Genomic DNA, 17,666 nt, shown 5'->3' on the forward strand with positions numbered 1-17,666 from the left:
CCGGCTGAGCCCTGGGGCTGCGCCCCAGACCCGCTGAGGGGCTCCGCCCCTCGGACCCCGGCGGGTTTGCCCACCCGCCCGCCCGTGCAGGGGGTTGGAGGGTGCCGGCCCCTGGGGCTGCGCCCCAGACCCCCCGAGGGGCTCCGCCCCTCGGACCCGGCGGGTTTGCCCACCCGCCCGCCCGTGCAGCGGGTTGACCCGGCTGAGCCCTGGAGCTGCGCCCCAGACCCGCTGAGGGGCTCCGCCCCTCGGACCCCGGCGGGGGCTGCGCCCCCTGCACCCCCCTTCGCGCCTAAAGGGCGCTCGTCCTCAATCGCCGGACGGGCTGAGGATGCGCATGCTGGCCCGCACCGGCGCAGTTAGGGGCGCGGGGAACTGCGCGAGAAGCGGGCACGGTCCGCAGGCGACCGTGGGGGCAAGGGGCGCGGGGAACTGCGCATGCCCCGGGCACCCAGTACCGCCCGGGGCGCGGCCCCGGAGGTACGGCGTGCCGTGGGGGGCGGGCGGATCTACGCTCGGGGCATGCCCCGTCGTCGGCTCCACCTGCGCCCCCGCACAGAAACCCCCCTGCACACCGCCTTCACCGCACTCCGCACCCAGCTCGACGTACCCCCCACCTTCCCGCCGGAGGCCCTCGCCGAGGCCGAGCGGGCCGCCGCCGGTCCGCGGCTGCCCGCGTACGACGCGACCGGCATCGAGCTCTTCACCATCGACCCGCCCACCTCCACCGACCTCGACCAGGCCATGCACCTGGAGCGCCGGGCGGGCGGCGGCTACCGGGTGTACTACGCGATCGCGGACGTCGCCGCGTTCGTCACGCCGGGCGGCGCCCTGGACGCCGAGGCCCACCGCCGGGTGGCCACGCTCTACTTCCCCGACGAGAAGACCCCGCTGCACCCCACCGTGCTCTCCGAGGGCGCGGCCAGCCTGCTCCCCGGCCGGACGCGCCCCGCCCTGCTGTGGCGGATCGACCTGGACGCCGACGGCGCGCCCACCGCCACCGACGTGCGCCGCGCCCTGGTCCGCAGCCGCGCCAAGCTCGACTACGAGGGCGTGCAGAAGCAGATCGACACCGGCACCGCGCCGGAGGCGCTCGCCCTGCTGCGCGAGATCGGCACCCTGCGCGAGCAGCAGGAGGTCGCCCGCGGCGGCATCTCGCTCAACGTCCCCGAGCAGGAGATCGTCGAGCGCGACGGGCGTTACGGCCTCACCTACCGCGCGCCCCTGCCGGCCGACGGGTGGAACGCCCAGATCTCCCTGCTCACCGGCATCGCGGGCGCCCAGCTGATGCTCGCGTACGGCACCGGCGTCCTGCGCACCCTGCCCAGCGCCCCGGACGGCGCCGTCGCCCGGCTGCGCCGTTGCGCACAGGCGCTGCACATCGACTGGCCCCACCACGTCCCGTACGCGGCGGTCGTCCGCTCCCTCGACCCGCGCGAGCCGAACCACGCCGCCTTCCTCCAGGAGTGCACCTCGCTGCTGCGCGGCGCCGGGTACACCGTGTTCAGCGGCGGCGCCGCCCCCGAACTCGCCGTGCACGCCGCGGTGGCCGCCCCGTACACCCACTGCACCGCCCCGCTGCGCCGTCTCGTCGACCGGTACGCGGGCGAGCTGTGTCTGGCGGCGGTGGCGGGGCAGGACCCGCCGGAGTGGGTGACGGCCGTGCTCGCCGAGCTGCCGAAGGAGATGGCGCAGGGCACGAGCCGCGCCAACACCGTGGAGCGCGAGTGCGTGGACATCGTCGAGGCGGCGCTGCTCAAGGACCGCGTGGGCGAGCTGTTCGACGCGATGGTGATCGACGTCAAGGAGGACCGGCCGACCGTCGGCACCGTCCATGTGAGCGAGCCCGCCGTGGTCGCCCGCATCGAGGGCGGCGGCGCCCTCCCGCTCGGTGAACGGCTGCGCGTCCGGCTCACCCAGGCCGACCCCGGCACCGCGAAGGTCCTGTTCGCGCCGGCCTGAGCGCGCCCTACGGGGCCACGGCCGCCCGCAGCGCCCGGACCAGCTCGCCGGCCTCGTCCGCGTGGAACCGCACGACGCTCACCTCGCGCGCCGGGCCCAGGAGCGGGACGTGGGTGACGGGCCGGGTCAGCTCCATGGTGACGGAGGTCTGGGAGCCGACGGCGAGTTCGAGCACATGGTCCGGCGTCTCGCCGCCCGCGCCCTGGAACCGCAGCTCCCGCCGGATCGAGGCCAGGAGGTCCAGCGGGACGAGCAGATCCACCCGGGCGCCCGCGCGCAGCCGCAGCGCATCGGGGGTGAGCACGTGCGGCCGGGTCACGGCGGCGGCCTGCAGGCCGAGCACCAGGACCACCGTGTAGAGGTCCAGGACGAACAGCACCGCATGCACCACCGGCCACTGGCGCACCAGGAACGACACCCCGACCGTCTCGACGACACAGACGAAGGCGAGCCCGTACACCGTCGCCGCCTGGGGGCTCGCGTAACCGAACGCCCGCCCGTCCGGACCGACTTGAGGGCGACGGCGCCCGAGCCAGAGCCCGAAGCTCCGCAGCACCCGTCCCTCATGGGCGGCCAGCCGTCGCAGCGCTCCCTCGTCCTGTTTCATGTTTTCTCCCCGTTGGGTGCGGAGGCGTTGAGCAGCGCCCGGCGCACCGCCTCGGCCTGCGCGGGCGCGAAGTCGGCGAGGAAGGCCTTGAGGAAACCCTGGTCGGCGGGGCCTGGACCGGCCGTCGCCGCGGTTCCGGCCGTCAGCTCGGGCGGCAGACAGTCGGCGAGCGCCCGCGCGGCCGTGTCGACCCGGGGGTCCGCCGGGTCGGCGTCCACGAGATCGTCGAGCAGCGCGTACACCCGCCGCGCCCGCTCCGCGGCCCCCGGTGCAGTGGTGGCGGAGCGCAGCGCGGACATCAGCTGGTCGCGGTCCTCGGGAGCCGCGGCGGTCTCCATCAGGGCGAGCAGTTCGCGGTCCTTGGCGGCCATCGCGGAATCTGTCGGCTCCTGCCCCAACTCGGCGAAGAAGTCGGCCAGTTCGGGGGACAGTTCGTCGCCGGCGGTCAGCCGGCCCCCCTCGGCCCGGGTGAGCAGCGTGGCGAGCCGCATCCGGCGGGCGTGGATCGCCGCCTCCTGGCGGGCGAGGTCGGCGTCCAACTCCCGCAGGACGTCCGCGAGTTCGTGCCCCGCGTCGTCGGCGATCACGTCCCGCACCTCGTCGAGGCCGAGACCCAGCTCGGTCAGCCGTCGGATGCGGGCGAGCGCGACGGCGTCCCGGACCGAGTACTGCCGGTAGCCGTTGGCCAGCCGGGCCGGTTCCGGCAGCAGTCCGAGGTGGTGGTAGTGCCTGACGGCCCGCGTGGTCACCCCTACCAGCGCGGCAAGCTCCGAGATCCGCATGGGCTCATTAGAAACGTTGACGCTGCGGCAGGGTCAAGCGCGGCTGCCCTTGATCGTCCGGCGCGGGGGCGCGGCCGGTGGGGCGCCGTGCGACGGGTAGCATGGGCGGCACGGCAGACGAGCCGGGCGGACGGCCGCGTGAAGATCTCGATCTTCCCGAGGAACGTCCGGGCTCCACAAGGCAGGGTGGTGGCCAACGGCCACCCGGGGTGACCCGCGGGACAGTGCCACAGAAAACAGACCGCCGGGGGCTTCGGTCCCCGGTAAGGGTGAAACGGTGGTGTAAGAGACCACCAGCGCCTGAGGTGACTCAGGCGGCTAGGTAAACCCCACCCGGAGCAAGGTCAAGAGGGAGCACCTCGGTGCTTCTGCGCGGACGTTCGAGGGCAGCCTGCCCGAGTCCGCGGGTAGACCGCACGAGGCCGGCGGCAACGTCGGTCCTAGATGGATGGCCGTCGCCCCGACGACCGCGAGGTCCCGGGGTACAGAACCCGGCGTACAGCCCGACTCGTCTGCCCCACCCCCCGGGTTGCCCTTAAGCGCTCGTGAACTGCACATATAACTCTTCGTGGCCGTTCGTTCATCCTCCGTGTGGCGCAATGCCCACCGGGGTCGTAGCGTGATCTGCGGTACCGACCGGAAGCCCGCGCTCCGACCCGGGCGGCGGTGGTGCCGCACTGGCCCACTCGGGGACACACGAGGTGAAACGCCGTGCCTTCCCTGCACTTTCCCGTGATGCTCGCCCTCGCGGCGGGAGCCTTCTTCCTCTGGCGCAAAGGCGGCACCAAGCTGTCCCACGCGCTGATCTGCGCCGGGTTCGGCTTCTACCTCGCCGACACGGCGGTGGCCCCCTCGCTGCACACCGCGCTCAACTCCGTCACCGGCATGCTCGGACAACTCGGCTGAGCGGGCGGGTGGCGGAGTCGGCTGCTGTGCCCCGTGCCTGGGGCCCCGCCGTCTAGTCGTCGCCGAGTGAGCGCCGGGCCACCTTCGCGAGGTGGGCGTCGAACACCGCCTCCGCGTCCGGAGTGAGGGTGGTCAGCGCGACCATCGCGGTGACGATCACGTCGCACAGCTCGGACTGCACGTCCTGCCAGCTGTGCGAGACCCCCTTGCGCGGGTTCTGCCCGGTCGCCCCGATGACGGCCTCGGCGACCTCGCCCACCTCCTCCGACAGCTTGAGCATGCGCAGCAGCGTCTGCTGCTCGGCGGGTACGGGGCTGCGCTCGGTCAGCCAGGCGTGCAGCGCGGTCACCGTGGGCCAGGGGGAGTTCCAGGGGGTCTCGTCCATGGGGCCACGGTGCCATCCGGCAGCGCACCAGTGGCGCCGTACCGGCACCTGGGGTGTCCTGGGGGTGTCCCGGGGGACACCTGTTCCCGCACGTTCCCCCTGCCCACCGACCAGGAGAGACCGTGACCATCGCCCTCGACAAGCTGACCGATCCGGCCGTCCGCGCCTTCGTCGGCGCCCTCAACTCCGGTGACCGCGAGGCCTTCGCCGCCGCCCTGGCGCCCGGCGCCACCATGTCCGACGACGGTTCGGACCGCGATGTCACCGACTGGACCGAGCGCGAGATCTTCTCCTCCGGCGGCCACATGGACATCGAGAAGCAGACGCGCGACGGGCTCGGCCTCGTCGCCAACTACCGCAACGACACCTGGGGCGAGATGCGCACCTCCTGGCGCTTCACCGTCGACGGCGGCAGGGTCAGCCGCTTCGAGACCGGCCAGGCCTGAGCCCCAGGGGAGCCCAAGGGGCCCCTGGCGTTCGGCCCCTCGGCCCCTCGGCCCCTCGGCCCCTCGGCCCCTCGGGGCCCCGGACCCCGGCTGCTTCCGGACCCCGGCTGCTCCCGGTGTTCGACTGCGCCCGGTGTTCGGCCTCAGGCGGGGACGGTGGCGGGGATGACGGTCCCGGTGCCGCTCACCCGCACCCGCGCATCGCCCGCGCGCAGCGTTACGGTGAGCACTCCGGGGCGCCCGAGGTCATCGCCCTGGTGCAGGGTCAGGACCGACTCCTCGGCGACCAGGCCGAGTTCACGCGCGTACGCCCCGAAGGCCGCGGCCGCGGCGCCCGTCGCCGGGTCCTCCACGACCCCGCCGACCGGGAACGGGTCGCGCACATGGAACACCGACTCCGAGGCGCGCCACACCAGTTGGACGGTGGTGAGGTCGAGGCGGTGCATCAGCGCGGTGAGCCGGTCGAAGTCGTACGCCAGGTCCGCCAGGCGCTCGCGGGTCGCCGCGCCGAGAACCAGATGGCGGGCCCCGGCGAACGCGATCCGGGGCGGGATCGCGGCGTCCAGATCCCCGGCCGGCCAGTCCAGGGCGGCCAGCGCTTCGGTGAGGTCCTCGTCGTCGACGGGCTCCGAGTGCGGCTCGACGCTGGTTAGCGTGGCCCGCAGGCCGCCGCTCGCCGCATCCTCGGCGACGGTCACCGGGACCGTGCCGGCCGGGGTCGCGAACGTCAGCTCCCCTGTTCCGATCCGCTCGCCGAGCGCGATCGCCGTCGCCACGGTGGCGTGCCCGCAGAACGGAACCTCGGCCTTCGGGCTGAAGAACCGCAGCGTGAACGCCCGCCCCGGCTTCCCGAGCCCCTCCGGCGGCGCCGTCAGGAACGCCGACTCGCTGTAGCCGAGTTCGGCCGCGATCCCCAGCATCGCCGCGTCGTCGAGCCCCGAGGCGTCCAGGACGACCCCTGCCGGGTTGCCACCGGCGGGGTCGCTGGAGAACGCGGTGTAGCGGAGGATCTCGGGCTGTGTTCCCTCACTGGTCATCATGATCAGGCCCAACTGGCTTACGGGCGGCGGTATTCCGGGCGGCCGGGCCGGGCGGGGCGGGGCGGAGCCGGGCCGAGGGGGGTCAGCCTCGGCCGATGTAGGGCATGGCCGTCGCCAGGACCGTGGCGAACTGGACGTTCGCATCGAGCGGCAGCTCCGCCATGTGCCGCACCGTGCGCGCCACGTCCCGCGCGTCCATCACCGGCTCCACCGCCAGCTCCCCGTTGGCCTGCGCGATACCGGTCTGCATCCGCTGGGTCATCTCGGTGGCCGCGTTGCCGATGTCGATCTGCCCGACCGCGATCCGGTACGGACGCCCGTCCAGGGACAGCGACTTGGTGAGCCCGGTCATCGCGTGCTTGGTCGCCGTGTACGCCACCGAGTTCGGCCGCGGCGCGTGCGCCGAGATCGACCCGTTGTTGATGATCCGGCCACCCTGCGGCGCCTGCTCCTTCATGATCCGGAACGCGGCCTGCGCACACAGGAACGAGCCGGTCAGGTTCACATCGACCACCGAGCGCCACGCCTCGTACGACAGGTCCTCCACCGCCACCCCGCCCGGCCCGAACGTCCCCGCGTTGTTGAACAGCAGGTCCACCCGGCCGTGGGCCGCCCCGGCCGCCGCGAACAGGGCGCCGACCTCGTCGGGCGAGGTCACGTCCGTGGGCACGCACAGCACCCGGGCGTCGGCCCCCGCCAGCGCCGCGGTCTCCTCCAGGGCCTGGGCCCGGCGCCCGGCCAGCGTCACCGACCAGCCCGCGCCGGCCAGCTCCAGCGCCACGGAACGGCCGATGCCGGACCCGGCACCGGTCACGACAGCCGACTTCTGCGAGGTGATGTCCATGAGCCCGGAGCGTACGGGAGCAACCGCCTGGTGAGACGACATGTCCACCATTCGGCCACGGCTGTCGGGCCGGCTGCCCGAGCCCGTCGGAGCCCTCGCCGTACGGTCGGCCATCGACCACCCGCGGGGTCCGTGCCGTACGGTCGGCCGTCGATCACCGGGGCAGCCCGTGCCGCCGGTCACTGGAGGGACCGACAGGGCAAGGCCGGCCGCCGACCGCCGGGTGAGAGTCGCCCCCCCCGCCCGGTGTGACCCGTTCCTCCTTTCCTGTGCCGCCCGGATGGTCCCGCCGCCGGGTTCGGGCTGAGAACATGGTTGTTCGATTCAACGTGCGGGAGTGAAACCGATGCCGGAGAGCGGCGGCCAGGAGACCCGGGACGCCCGGGACGACAGTCAGGGCCCCATAGCGAGTGCGGCGAGCGCGGCCGGTGCGCGGGCTCCCGAGGCCGTCGCCACCGCCGCCCTGCGGCGCACGAGCCTTCTGGTCACGCTCGTCCTCGGCGGGCTCACCGCGCTGCCGCCACTGTCCATGGACATGTACCTGCCGGCGCTGCCCCAGGTCACCGACGCGCTGAACTCCCCGGCCGCGACCGTCCAGCTCACCCTCACCGCCTGCCTCGCCGGCATGGCGCTCGGGCAGCTCGTGGTGGGGCCCATGAGCGACAAGTGGGGACGCCGCCGGCCCCTCCTCATCGGCATGGTCGTCTACGTCCTGGCCACCGCGGTCTGCGCCTTCGCTCCCAATGCCGAACTCCTCATCTCCTTCCGCCTGTTGCAGGGCCTGGCCGGCGCCGCGGGCATCGTGATCGCGCGGGCGGTGGTGCGCGACCTCTATGACGGCGTGGAGATGGCCCGCTTCTTCTCCACCCTGATGCTGATCTCCGGCGTCGCCCCCGTCGTCGCCCCGCTGATCGGCGGGCAGGTGCTGCGGCTGACCGACTGGCGCGGTGTCTTCGCCGTGCTGACCGTGATCGGCGTGCTGCTCACCGCCGTCGTGTTCAAGAGGCTGCACGAGACGCTGCCGCCGGAGCGGCGCCACTCCGGCGGCGTCGGAGAGGCCCTGCGCACCATGGGCGGGCTGCTCAAGGACCGGGTGTTCACCGGTTACATGCTCGCGGGCGGCCTCGCCTTCGCGGCGCTCTTCGCCTACATATCGGCCTCCCCCTTCGTGGTTCAGGAGATCTACGGCGCCTCGCCGCAGACCTTCTCGCTGCTGTTCGGCCTCAACTCCGTGGGCCTGGTCGTCGTCGGGCAGATCAACGGCAAGGTGCTCATCGGCCGGGTCAGCCTCGACAAGGCGCTCGGCTTCGGCCTCGCCGTCATCGCCCTGGCGGCGACGGCCCTGCTCCTGATGACCTCCGGGGTCTTCGGCGACGTGGGCCTCGCGCCCGTCGCGGCCGGTCTGTTCGTCCTCATGTCGGCGATGGGCCTCGCGATGCCCAACACCAACGCCCAGGCCCTGATGCGCACCCCGAACGCCGCGGGCTCCGCCTCCGCGCTGCTCGGCACCTCCTCCTTCCTGGTCGGAGCGATCGCCTCCCCGCTGGTCGGCATCGCGGGCGAGGCGACCGCGGTGCCCATGGCGGTGGTCCAGCTGGCGTCCGCCGTCGCCGCCCTGCTCTGCTTCCTGCTGCTGTGCCGGCCCTGGCAGCGTGGGCACGAGCCGCTCATCGGCGCGGCCGGCGACCCGGCGCCGCAAAAGTAGACTCCTGCCGGTGAACCACTCCCTCCCCGTCCCGGACGCCCTGCGCTCGGCCCTGGCCGGACTGCTCGACGGGCTGCCGCCCTCACAGACCACCCGCGCCGTCGACCGGCTGATCAGCCATTACCGCGGTGTCGTCCCCACCCACGCCCCGGTACTGCGCGACCGCTCCGACGTCGCCGCCTACGCCGCCTACCGGATGCCCGCCACCTTCGAGGCGGTGCGCTCCGCGCTCGGCGCGCTCCGGGACGCGACCGGAGAGTGGACGCCCGCCACGCACACCGACGTCGGCGGCGGCACGGGCGCGGCGAGCTGGGCGGTGGCCGAGGCCTGGGAGGACGCGGAGGTCCCCGTCGCCACGACCGTCCTCGACTGGGCGGAGCCCGCGCTCGCCGTCGGCCGTCAACTCGCCGAAGCCTCCGGGCTCCCGGGCCTGCGCTCCGCCCGCTGGGAACGCGCCCGCATCGGCCCGGCCCTCGCCCTGGACGGCGCCGACCTCGTCACCGTCTCCTACGTCCTGAACGAACTCACCCCCGAGGACCGCCGCTCCCTGGTGGACGCGGCGGCCGGCGCCGCGACCGGCGCCGTCGTGGTGGTGGAGCCCGGCACCCCCGACGGTTACGCCCGCGTCATCGAGGCGCGCGACCGGCTCGTCGCGGCCGGTCTGCACATCGCGGCGCCCTGCCCGCACAGCGCCGCCTGCCCCATCGAACCCGGCACCGACTGGTGCCACTTCTCGGCCCGGGTCAGCCGCTCCTCGCTGCACCGCCAGGTCAAGGGCGGCTCCCTGGCCTACGAGGACGAGAAGTTCAGCTACGTCGCGGCGACCCGGTTCGCCCCCGGGCCCGCCTCCGCGCGGATCATCCGGCGGCCCCAGATCCGCAAGGGCCAGGTGCTGCTCGACCTGTGCACGGCCGAGGAGCAGCTGCGCCGCGAGACGGTCAGCAAGCGGCACGGGGCGCTGTACCGGGAGGCCCGGGATGCCGAGTGGGGCGACCCGTGGCCGTCCCACCCCGCAGAGCCGGGCTCCTGACTCCTGACCCGCAGGCGCCCGGCCGGTCCCGTCCGGTCAGGAACGCAGTTCCTGGGTGCAGCACTTCACGCTGCCGCCTCCCTTGAGCAGCTCGCCCAGGTCCATGCCGATCGGCTCGTAGCCCCGCGCGCGCAGCGGGTCGTAGAGGCCGACGGCACCCTGGGGGAGCAGGACGTGCAGACCGTCGCTCACGGCGTTGAGCCCGAGGGCCGCCGCGTCCGGCTCCTCGGCGATCAGGGCGTGCGGAAACAGGCGGGACAGGACGGCCCGGCTGCCCGGCGAGAAGGCCGGCGGGTAGTACATGATCTCGTCGGCCTCGTCGTCCAGGACGCACAGGGCCGTGTCCAGGTGGTAGTAGCGCGGGTCGACCAGGTCGAGGCCGATGACCGGGCGGCCGAAGAACTCCTGGGCCTCGTCGTGCGACAGCGGGCTGGAGCGGAAGCCGCGCCCGGCGAGCAGATAGGAGGCCGTGACGGCGAAGTCGCCCTCGCCCTCGTTGATGTGGGCGGGCTCGTGGACGGTGGTGAAACCGTGGGCACGGAACCAGTCCAGATGGACCCCGGCCTCCGCCGCGCGTTCCGGATGCGCGAAGCGGGCGCCGAGCACCCGGCTGTCGATCACGGTGGCTCCGTTGGCGGCGAAGACCATGTCGGGCAGGTCGGGGCGGGGGTCGAGCAGCTCGACGGTGTGGCCGAGCGCGCGGTAGCGGTCGCGCAGGTCCTCCCACTGGGCGAGCGCCAGCGGCAGGTCGACCGGCTTTTCCGGGTCCATCCAGGGGTTGATGGAGTACGTGACCTTGAAGTGTGCCGGTGGGCACATCAGATAGCGCCGGGGTCGGGCGGTTCTCCGGGTGCGGAGGTCACGGGGTGCACGAGGCAATGAGGGCTCCTCACGGGCGACTTGGGCTGCGCGGGCGCGCAACCGCGTGCAGCCCATGGTCCGCCGTGCGGAGCGTCCGCGCAGTGCACCGTCCGGGTGTTTTTCGCCTGGCCCGTACGGTTCATTCGCACGCTCACGGCTCTTCCGGTGCCGTGCGTCCCTCCTTCAACTTCCGCAGCAGCTCGCGCTTTTGGGCCATCGGATCCATCGGGCCGCCGCCCGGGCCGTGGGCGCCGCCGCCCGCACCGCGCAGCGCCTTGCGCGAGAGCCGGCTCCGGGTGCCGCCGACGCCCAGCATGTTTCCTGCTCCACCTCGGGTCATGACACAACTCCTCTTCCGTCGGTGCCTCGTGGGTGAGGCCCAAGCTGTAGCGAGACGATCCGTCTCGCCTCATGACTTGAGTGTGAACGAGACGACTCGTCTTGTCAGGAGACGATACGTCTCGCCTCGCGAAGGGTTAGACTCGGCGCATGGCAGAGACCAGGGCACCCGATTCCACCCGCCGCAGCGAGCGCTCGCGCCGCGCGATCTACGACGCCGCGCTCGCGCTCGTGGGCGAGGCGGGGTACGGCAGGACGACCATCGAGGGCATCGCGGCGCGCGCGGGTGTCGGCAAGCAGACGATCTACCGCTGGTGGCCCTCCAAGGCCGAGGTCCTCCTGGAGGCGTTCCTCGCCCGGGGCGAGCAGGCCGCCGAGGCCGTGAGCGACCCCGCGCTCCCCGACACCGGCGATCTGGCGGCCGACCTCAAGCAGGTGCTCCGCCTCACCGTCGACGAACTCACCGACCCCGGCTTCGAGGCGCCCTACCGCGCGCTGGCGGCCGAGGGGGTCATCAACCCCGAGCTGGGCGCCCGGTTCGTGAGCCGGCTGCTCGAACCCTCGCTCCAGCTGTACGTCGACCGGCTCCGCGCGGCGCAGGAGGCGGGCCAGGTCGCGGCCGGGGTCGACGCCCGGGTCGCGGTCGAGCTGTTCGTCGGGCCGCTCACCCACCGCTGGCTGCTGCGCACCCTGCCGCTCAGCCACGCCTACGCGGACAGCCTCGTCGAGTACGCCCTGCGCGGAATCGCCCCCCGCTGATCACCGGGGCGGTGTCCGATGGTCATGGGCGGGTCATCTCACACCCCCCGGATGTCCGCTCCGGTCACCCGGGGAGCAGGATGGTGGGACGATGTTCCCCGTGGACGGGAGTCCCCGGGGTCGACGGTGAGGTGAGGGGATAGATGGGCGCTGAGTTCGGCCGTTCGCGCGGCGAGGAGAGCAAACTGTCCCGATGGCTGCGCAGGCGGCCCAAGGACGCTCCGGGCGCGGACGAGGGCCGGCTCTCGCTGCTCCTGGCCGTGGCCGCCGCCGGAATGCCCCTCGCGCCCGCCGCGTATCCCGTCGGCTACCGGTGTTCCTGCGACCGCGTCGGGTGTCCCACGCCCGCCCGCCACCCCGTCTCCTTCGCCTGGCAGACCCAGTCCACCACCGACCGCGGACAGATCGAGCGCTGGGCGCTCGGGCAGCCCGAGGCGAACTTCATCACCGCGACCGGGATGGTCCATGACGTGCTCGACGTACCGCTCGAAGCGGGGCGCGAGGCGTTGGCGCGGCTGCTCTCGGAAGGGGTCGACGTCGGGCCGGTCGCCGAGGCGGCCGGGGACGGGGACCACGGGCGGATGCTGTTCTTCACCGCTACGCGCGGGACGCCCGAGGACGAGGACGAGTGGTGGCCCTGCGAGCTCGACTGCCATCCCGAGACGATGGACGAGCATCCGGGGCTGCGGTGGCACTGTCGGGGGAGCTATGTGCTTGTGCCGCCTGCGCGGTTGCCGGGGGGGCTTGGGGTGGGGTGGGTTCGGGGGGTTGAGCTGGGGCTTCCGGATCCGCTTACCTTGCTTGAGGCGTTGACTGATGCGTGTGCTCGGTACGCGGGGGAGCATGCGGCTGCCTGGCCGCTGGGCAGGTAGGTCTTTCCGGGGCTGCGCCCCAGACCCCCTGGCGTGCTTGTCTTACCCGCCCGCCCGTGAAGGGGGTTGAAGGGTGCCCGGCCCTGGGGCTGCGCCCCAGACCCGCTGAGGGGCTCCGCCCCTCGGACCCCGGCGGGGGCTCCGCCCCCTGCACCCCCGCGCGGGGACTTCGCCCCCTGCACCCCTGCTCAGGGGCTGCGCCCCCGAACCCCCCTTTCGCGCCTGAACGGCGCTCGTCCTCAATCGCCGGACGGGCTGAGGTTGCCCGTGCGGGCCAGCACCGGTCCCGCCAAGGGGCGCGGGGAACTGCGCGAGAAGCGTCCACGACCCGCACCCGACCGAGCCCCGCATGGGCTCCGGCCACAGACACAAGCCCGTCCCGCACCAGCCCTGCCAGGGGCGCGGGGAACTGCGCGAGAAGCAACCGCGACCCGCACCCGACCGAGCCCCGCAAGGCCCCGGCCACAGGCACAAGCCCCTCCCGCGCCAGCCCTGTCAGGGGCGCGGGGAACTGCGCGAGAAGCGACCACGACCCGCACCCGACCGAGCCCCGCATGGGCTCCGGCCCACGGAAACAGCCCGTCCCGCACCAGCACCGCCAGGGGCGCGGGCCCCGCCGGGGGCAGGGTGTGGGCCGGGGCCGGGGCCGGGGCCCGGGTGGCTCGGGGTGGGGGCTACTCGCCCTTCAGGGCTATCAGGCCCTGCACACGGTTCGCCACCACCACATCCCCCTTCGCCGGCACCAGCGCCAGCTCGTTCGAGATCCACTCGCGGGTCAGGGACGCGTTCACCTGGCCCGACAGGAGTGCCCGCTCGTCGGGGGAGATGTCAAGGCGCACCCCCTTCGCCACCGTCTGGCGCTCGAAGTGGCGGGCGCTGAAGAAGATCAGGGCGCGGCCGTCGGCGGTGCGCAGGCCCAGGGGGGCGTAGTCGCCGTCGGTCAGCGGCTGGTCGATGAACTGGCTGATGCGGCCGGACCGTACCGCGTTCTTGCGGCGCGCCTCGCGCCAGCCGCTGGTGTGGTCACCGGTCGCGAACACCGCCGGTGTGCCGTCCTGGAGGTAGGAGGCGTACCGGGCGCTCAGGTCCTTGGGGGCGACCGCGAGGGAGGGGTCGTCGGGGCGTACCGGCTCCGCCCAGCCGTCCTTGTCCGTCTTGAAGGCGGGAACCTCCTTGACGCCCAGGATCGACAAGTAGGCCAGCTTCCAGTCCTGTTCGGGGCCGGAGCGTATGAACAGCAGCAGCCAGCGGGTGTCGCCGGGGCCCTTGTCGTCCTGGTCGCGGTTGGAGTCGGTGTCGGCCACGAACCAGCGCGGCCAGCCCGCCTGCTTGGGGATGGTGTAGGCCGCGTCGGTCAGGGCCAGCGCCGAATGCTGGGCGTTGCCCGCCGGGCTCGTCACGTGGCGGGCCGTGAAGCCCGCCTGGGTCGTGGCGCCGAACGGGCCGGTGACCCGGCCCGCGTCCAGGGCCGGGTCGTACGCCTTGTCGGCCTTGTTGTAGGCGTCGGTGAACTCGGTGAGGGCCCGGGCGGCCTCAGCCTTCGTCGCCGACGGTACGACTTCCCGCTCCCCGTGCACCGTCACGCAGCCGCTCGCGGTCACCGTCAGTACGGTCACCGTCGCGAGCCCCGCCATCAGCCGACTCACCCTGCTCATGGACCGCCTTCTGCCCCTCGACCCTCGTCGTCCCCTCGGACTTCCGGAACCCTACCGGGGCGAAGAACAGGACGAGCGTGGGGATCAGGTACAGGGCCCAGACCGTGACCTGGACGACCGTCGGGTCGGGCTGGAAGTTGAAGACGCCCTTGAGGAGCGTGCCGTACCAGCTGTCCGGCGCGATCGTCGAACTGATGTCGAAGGCAAGGGAGTTGATGCCCGGGAGGAAGTCCGCCTCCTGGAGGTCGTGCACTCCGTACGCGAGGACGCCCGCCGCCACGACCACCAGCATGCGGCCGGTCCACGTGAAGAACTTGGCCAGGTTGATCCGCAGGGCGCCGCGGTAGAACAGCCAGCCGAGGAACACCGCGGTGGCGAGGCCGAGCAGGGCGCCCGCCATCGGCTGCACGGTGCCGTTCTCGGAGCCGGCCGCGTGCACCGACGTCCACACGAAGAGGGCCGTCTCCAGGCCCTCGCGGCCGACCGCGAGGAACGCGGTGGCCACGAGCGCGCCGGTGCCCATGCGCAGCGCCGAGTCCAACTTGCCGTGCAGCTCGCGCTTCAGGTGCCGCGCGGTGCGCCGCATCCAGAAGACCATCCAGGTGACCAGGCCGACGGCGACGATCGACAGCGAACCGCCGAGCGCCTCCTGGGCCTTGAAGGTCATCTCCTGGGAGCCGAACTCGAGTCCGGCACCGAAGGCGAACGCGACGATCACGGCCACCGCGACGCCGGTCCACACCGGCTTCAGGGCGTCCCTGCGGCCGGTCTTGACCAGGTAGGCGATGAGGATGCAGACGACCAGGCTCGCTTCGAGCCCCTCGCGCAGGCCGATCAGATAGTTGGCGAACATGTCTTCCTCTCAGCCGAAGAGTCCCCGGCCCCACCAGTCGCCCTTGTCACGGACGCCCGGCGGGATCGCGAAAATCGCCGAACCCACGTGCTGGATGTATTCGTTGAGCGCGTCGTGGCGGGCCAGCGCGCGCTGGACGGGCAGGAATCCCTTGCGCACGTCGCGCTGGTAGGCCAGGAAGAACAGGCCCGCGTCCAGGCGGCCGAGGCCGTCCGTGCCGTCCGTGAAGGAGTAGCCGCGGCGCAGGATCCGTGCGCCGTCGTTGGAGTCGGGGTGCGCGAGGCGCACGTGCGCGGTCGGCTTCATCGCTTTCAGGAACGGCTCGTCGCGCTCCTTGGCCTTGCCGACCGGGGCGCCCTCGCCCTTGTCGCGGCCGAAGACGTCCTCCTGCTCCTGGAGGGAGGTGCGGTCCCAGGTCTCGATGTGCATCCGGATGCGGCGGGCGACCAGGTAGGAGCCGCCGGTCATCCAGTCGGAGCCGTCCTTGGCGCCGACCCAGACGTGCTCGTCGAGCGCCTTGGTGTCGGTGCCCGCGACGTTCCGCGTGCCGTCCTTGAAGCCCATCATGTTGCGCGGCGTCTGGGCGTCCGGCGTCGTCGAGGACGTCTTGCCGAAGCCGAGCTGCGACCAGCGGATGGCGACCTTGCCCATGCCGATGCGGGCCAGGTTGCGGATCGCGTGCACCGCGACCTGCGGGTCGTCGGCGCAGGCCTGCACGCACAGGTCGCCGCCGCTGCGCGCCGGGTCGAGGTTGTCGCCCGGGAACTGCTCGATGTCCACCAGGGCCTCGGGCCGCCTGGCCTCCAGGCCGAAGCGGTCCTTGGCGAAGAGGGAGGGGCCGACGCCGAAGGTCAGGGTCAGCCGGCACGGCTTGAGGCCGAGCGCCTCGCCCGTGTCGTCCGGCGGCGCCTCGGCGAGACCGCCGTAGGCGCCCTCGCCGACGGGCTTGCCCTCGGTCATCGCGGCGGCCGCCGCCGTCCAGTCCTTGAGGAGCCGCACCAGCTCGGCGCGGTCCTTCGTCGTCACGTCGAACGAGGCGAAGTGCAGCCGGTCCTGGACGGCGGTGGCTATGCCGGCCTGGTGGGCGCCGTGGAACGGCACCGCGGCGCCCGCGTCGGCGGCGGGCACCGCGTCGCTGCCCGAGCCCTTCACGACGGCGACCGTGCCACCCGCGGCGGCCGCGCCCAGCGCGAGCCCCGCCCCGCCCCAGCCGAGCAGGGCCCGGCGTGAGGGGGACCTGCCGGTCCCCGTGGCCTCGGTCGTGTCGCTCATGGTGGTCTCCTCCTGGATGCTGGGTTACTTCGCGACGGCCGCGGCGAGCTTGGAGAGCGGCTCGGCGAGCGCGTTCACGGCGTCCGAGAGCTGCTTGCGGTCACCTTCGCTCACCTTGTCGTACGAAGTGAAATCGTAAGAGGTCTTGTCCGAGCGGTACTTGTCGAGAAGGGTGTTCAGGGAGGCGAACTGCTTGTCCAGGTCGGCGGCGAGCGCCGGGTCGTTCTTGGCGGCGACCGGCTTCAGCAGCTCGTAGGCCTGCTGCGCGCCCTCGACGTTGCCCTTGAAGTCGGACAGGTCGGTGTGGCTGTAGCGGTCCTCCTCGCCGGTGATCTTGCCGGTGGCGACCTCGTCGAGGAGTTCCTTGGCGCCGTTGGCCATCGAGGTCGGGGTGATCTCGGCGGTGCCGACGCGCTTCTGCCAGTCGGTCAGGTCCTTGTCCAGCTGGGTGGCGAGGTCCTTCTCCTCCTGGCCGATCTTCCCGTCGACCCAGAGGGACTTCTCCAGGCGGTGCCAGCCGGTCCACTTCTGGCCCTTCTCCAGGCCGTCCTCGCGGGTGTCGGTCAGCGGGTCGATGTCACCGAAGGACTCCGCGACCGGCTCGGTGCGCTCCCAGCCGAGGCGGGAGGGGGCGAACGCCTTCTTGGCGCCCTCCACGTCACCGGCCCGCACGGCGTCGGTGAAGACCTTGACCTTGGGCAGCGTCTGGTCCGCCTGCTCCTGCGCGTACTTGCGGTACGCGGCCACGGCGCCGTCCAGCTGCGGGTTGCGCTTGACGGCGGCGCCGCCGGTGACGCTGACCTTCTGGCGGATGCCGTCGCCCTTCATGCCGGGCTTGCAGGCGACCTCGTACGAGCCGGCCTTGACCTCGGCGGTGAGCTGCTGCTTGAGGCCGGGGCCTATGTTCTCGCGCTCGGCGACGATGCGGTCGTCCGGGAAGAGCAGGTAGACCTCGGTGACCTTGGAGCCCTTGTTCTGGATGTCGAACTTGACGTGGCCGGCCGGGATGTCCGTCTTCGACAGCTTGCAGGAGCTGTCGGTGGCGGTGATCTGGACGGAGCCCGCGGCGCCGTCGGCCTTGGCGTCGCTCTTGTCGGCACAGCCCGTGACGGCGGTCAGGGCCGCGACGGCGGCGGCGGCGGTGACTACGGTGGTACGGACGGGTCGCATGCGGGCTCCACGCTGGGTTCAGGGTCGACAGGTCGACTGAGGCGGACCTAACTTAACCGAGCCTTACCTGACCGATACCCACTGGGTGCGTGATTCAGCTCTCACCGGTCACATCGCGGTCACGCCGGGGTCACGGCTCGCGCCGGGGCGCCGTGGGGCCCGGGCCGCACCCCTGGGG

General features: G+C 72.9%; 18 protein-coding genes and 1 other RNA gene. 8 read left to right on the forward strand and 11 right to left on the reverse strand.

Going from position 1 to position 17,666, the window contains the following annotated elements; all coding sequences use genetic code 11:
• The first annotated feature begins 522 nt into the window (after positions 1–522).
• Entirely contained in the window at positions 523–1,962 is a 1,440-nt protein-coding gene (locus ACGF3I_RS17275) for an RNB domain-containing ribonuclease (protein WP_393132785.1), read from the forward strand.
• Between the two features lie 7 nt (positions 1,963–1,969).
• Here the strand turns inward: ACGF3I_RS17275 and ACGF3I_RS17280 are convergent, their stop codons facing one another.
• Complete coding sequence (locus ACGF3I_RS17280; RefSeq protein ID WP_393132787.1) at positions 1,970–2,569, reverse strand: hypothetical protein; 600 nt, start codon at positions 2,567–2,569, stop codon at positions 1,970–1,972.
• Positions 2,566–3,351 carry a MerR family transcriptional regulator gene (locus ACGF3I_RS17285; protein WP_393132789.1) on the reverse strand — a complete coding sequence of 262 codons (786 nt, stop codon included), beginning with the start codon at positions 3,349–3,351 and terminating at the stop codon, positions 2,566–2,568. Before ACGF3I_RS17285 ends, ACGF3I_RS17280 begins: the two co-directional genes overlap by 4 nt.
• A gap of 118 nt (positions 3,352–3,469) precedes the next feature.
• On the opposite strand from ACGF3I_RS17285, the gene rnpB reads away from it, so the two are divergent.
• Together rnpB and ACGF3I_RS17295 are read left to right on the forward strand one after the other, a co-directional pair.
• Positions 3,470–3,866: RNase P RNA component class A (rnpB, locus tag ACGF3I_RS17290), an RNA gene on the forward strand.
• A 196-nt stretch (positions 3,867–4,062) separates the two neighbouring features.
• Positions 4,063–4,257, forward strand: coding sequence for a hypothetical protein (locus tag ACGF3I_RS17295; RefSeq protein ID WP_267055658.1), 195 nt, complete (start codon positions 4,063–4,065; stop codon positions 4,255–4,257).
• A 52-nt stretch (positions 4,258–4,309) separates the two neighbouring features.
• Here ACGF3I_RS17295 and ACGF3I_RS17300 read toward each other — a convergent pair whose 3' ends face one another.
• Positions 4,310–4,642: a MazG-like family protein gene (locus ACGF3I_RS17300; RefSeq protein WP_393132791.1), complete on the reverse strand. Its 333-nt coding sequence runs from the start codon at positions 4,640–4,642 to the stop codon at positions 4,310–4,312.
• Positions 4,643–4,764: 122 nt separating this feature from the next.
• On the opposite strand from ACGF3I_RS17300, the gene ACGF3I_RS17305 reads away from it, so the two are divergent.
• A complete protein-coding gene (locus ACGF3I_RS17305) occupies positions 4,765–5,088 on the forward strand; it encodes a nuclear transport factor 2 family protein (RefSeq protein ID WP_393132793.1) in 324 nt (107 codons plus the stop codon).
• 143 nt (positions 5,089–5,231) lie between these two features.
• Here the strand turns inward: ACGF3I_RS17305 and ACGF3I_RS17310 are convergent, their stop codons facing one another.
• Together ACGF3I_RS17310 and ACGF3I_RS17315 are read right to left on the reverse strand one after the other, a co-directional pair.
• Complete coding sequence (locus ACGF3I_RS17310) at positions 5,232–6,125, reverse strand: PhzF family phenazine biosynthesis protein (RefSeq protein WP_393133174.1); 894 nt, start codon at positions 6,123–6,125, stop codon at positions 5,232–5,234.
• Positions 6,126–6,210: 85 nt separating this feature from the next.
• Complete coding sequence (locus ACGF3I_RS17315; RefSeq protein ID WP_393132795.1) at positions 6,211–6,972, reverse strand: SDR family oxidoreductase; 762 nt, start codon at positions 6,970–6,972, stop codon at positions 6,211–6,213.
• Positions 6,973–7,318: 346 nt separating this feature from the next.
• Between ACGF3I_RS17315 and ACGF3I_RS17320 the strand changes: the two genes are divergently transcribed.
• Entirely contained in the window at positions 7,319–8,677 is a 1,359-nt protein-coding gene (locus tag ACGF3I_RS17320; RefSeq protein ID WP_393132797.1) for a Bcr/CflA family multidrug efflux MFS transporter, read from the forward strand.
• A gap of 10 nt (positions 8,678–8,687) precedes the next feature.
• Positions 8,688–9,707 carry a small ribosomal subunit Rsm22 family protein gene (locus tag ACGF3I_RS17325; protein WP_393132799.1) on the forward strand — a complete coding sequence of 340 codons (1,020 nt, stop codon included), beginning with the start codon at positions 8,688–8,690 and terminating at the stop codon, positions 9,705–9,707.
• Between the two features lie 36 nt (positions 9,708–9,743).
• On the opposite strand, the gene ddaH is transcribed toward ACGF3I_RS17325, so the two are convergent.
• A complete protein-coding gene (gene ddaH, locus ACGF3I_RS17330; RefSeq protein WP_393132801.1) occupies positions 9,744–10,643 on the reverse strand; it encodes a dimethylargininase in 900 nt (299 codons plus the stop codon).
• Between the two features lie 76 nt (positions 10,644–10,719).
• The gene (locus ACGF3I_RS17335; protein ID WP_393132803.1) at positions 10,720–10,908 is read right to left on the reverse strand and encodes a DUF6243 family protein; all 189 of its coding nucleotides are present in this window, start codon (positions 10,906–10,908) and stop codon (positions 10,720–10,722) included.
• A gap of 149 nt (positions 10,909–11,057) precedes the next feature.
• Between ACGF3I_RS17335 and ACGF3I_RS17340 the strand changes: the two genes are divergently transcribed.
• Positions 11,058–11,666, forward strand: a complete 609-nt coding sequence (locus ACGF3I_RS17340) for a TetR/AcrR family transcriptional regulator (protein WP_393132805.1) — start codon at positions 11,058–11,060, stop codon at positions 11,664–11,666.
• Positions 11,667–11,809: 143 nt separating this feature from the next.
• Positions 11,810–12,538 carry a bifunctional DNA primase/polymerase gene (locus ACGF3I_RS17345; RefSeq protein ID WP_393132807.1) on the forward strand — a complete coding sequence of 243 codons (729 nt, stop codon included), beginning with the start codon at positions 11,810–11,812 and terminating at the stop codon, positions 12,536–12,538.
• A 674-nt stretch (positions 12,539–13,212) separates the two neighbouring features.
• On the opposite strand, the gene ACGF3I_RS17350 is transcribed toward ACGF3I_RS17345, so the two are convergent.
• From ACGF3I_RS17350 to efeO, 4 genes are read right to left on the reverse strand one after another with little or no spacing between them, the layout of a single operon-like run.
• Positions 13,213–14,172 carry a hypothetical protein gene (locus tag ACGF3I_RS17350; RefSeq protein ID WP_393133176.1) on the reverse strand — a complete coding sequence of 320 codons (960 nt, stop codon included), beginning with the start codon at positions 14,170–14,172 and terminating at the stop codon, positions 13,213–13,215.
• Positions 14,072–15,046, reverse strand: a complete 975-nt coding sequence (gene efeU / locus ACGF3I_RS17355) for an iron uptake transporter permease EfeU (protein WP_393132809.1) — start codon at positions 15,044–15,046, stop codon at positions 14,072–14,074. Before efeU ends, ACGF3I_RS17350 begins: the two co-directional genes overlap by 101 nt.
• Positions 15,047–15,055: 9 nt before the next feature.
• A complete protein-coding gene (efeB, locus tag ACGF3I_RS17360; protein ID WP_393132811.1) occupies positions 15,056–16,318 on the reverse strand; it encodes an iron uptake transporter deferrochelatase/peroxidase subunit in 1,263 nt (420 codons plus the stop codon).
• A 24-nt stretch (positions 16,319–16,342) separates the two neighbouring features.
• Positions 16,343–17,488 carry an iron uptake system protein EfeO gene (gene efeO / locus ACGF3I_RS17365; protein WP_393132813.1) on the reverse strand — a complete coding sequence of 382 codons (1,146 nt, stop codon included), beginning with the start codon at positions 17,486–17,488 and terminating at the stop codon, positions 16,343–16,345.
• Positions 17,489–17,666: the final 178 nt, after the last annotated feature.

Origin of the sequence: Streptomyces sp. NPDC048111, assembly GCF_043202815.1 — a bacterium.
In the GTDB taxonomy this organism is placed as follows: Bacteria; Actinomycetota; Actinomycetes; order Streptomycetales; family Streptomycetaceae; genus Streptomyces.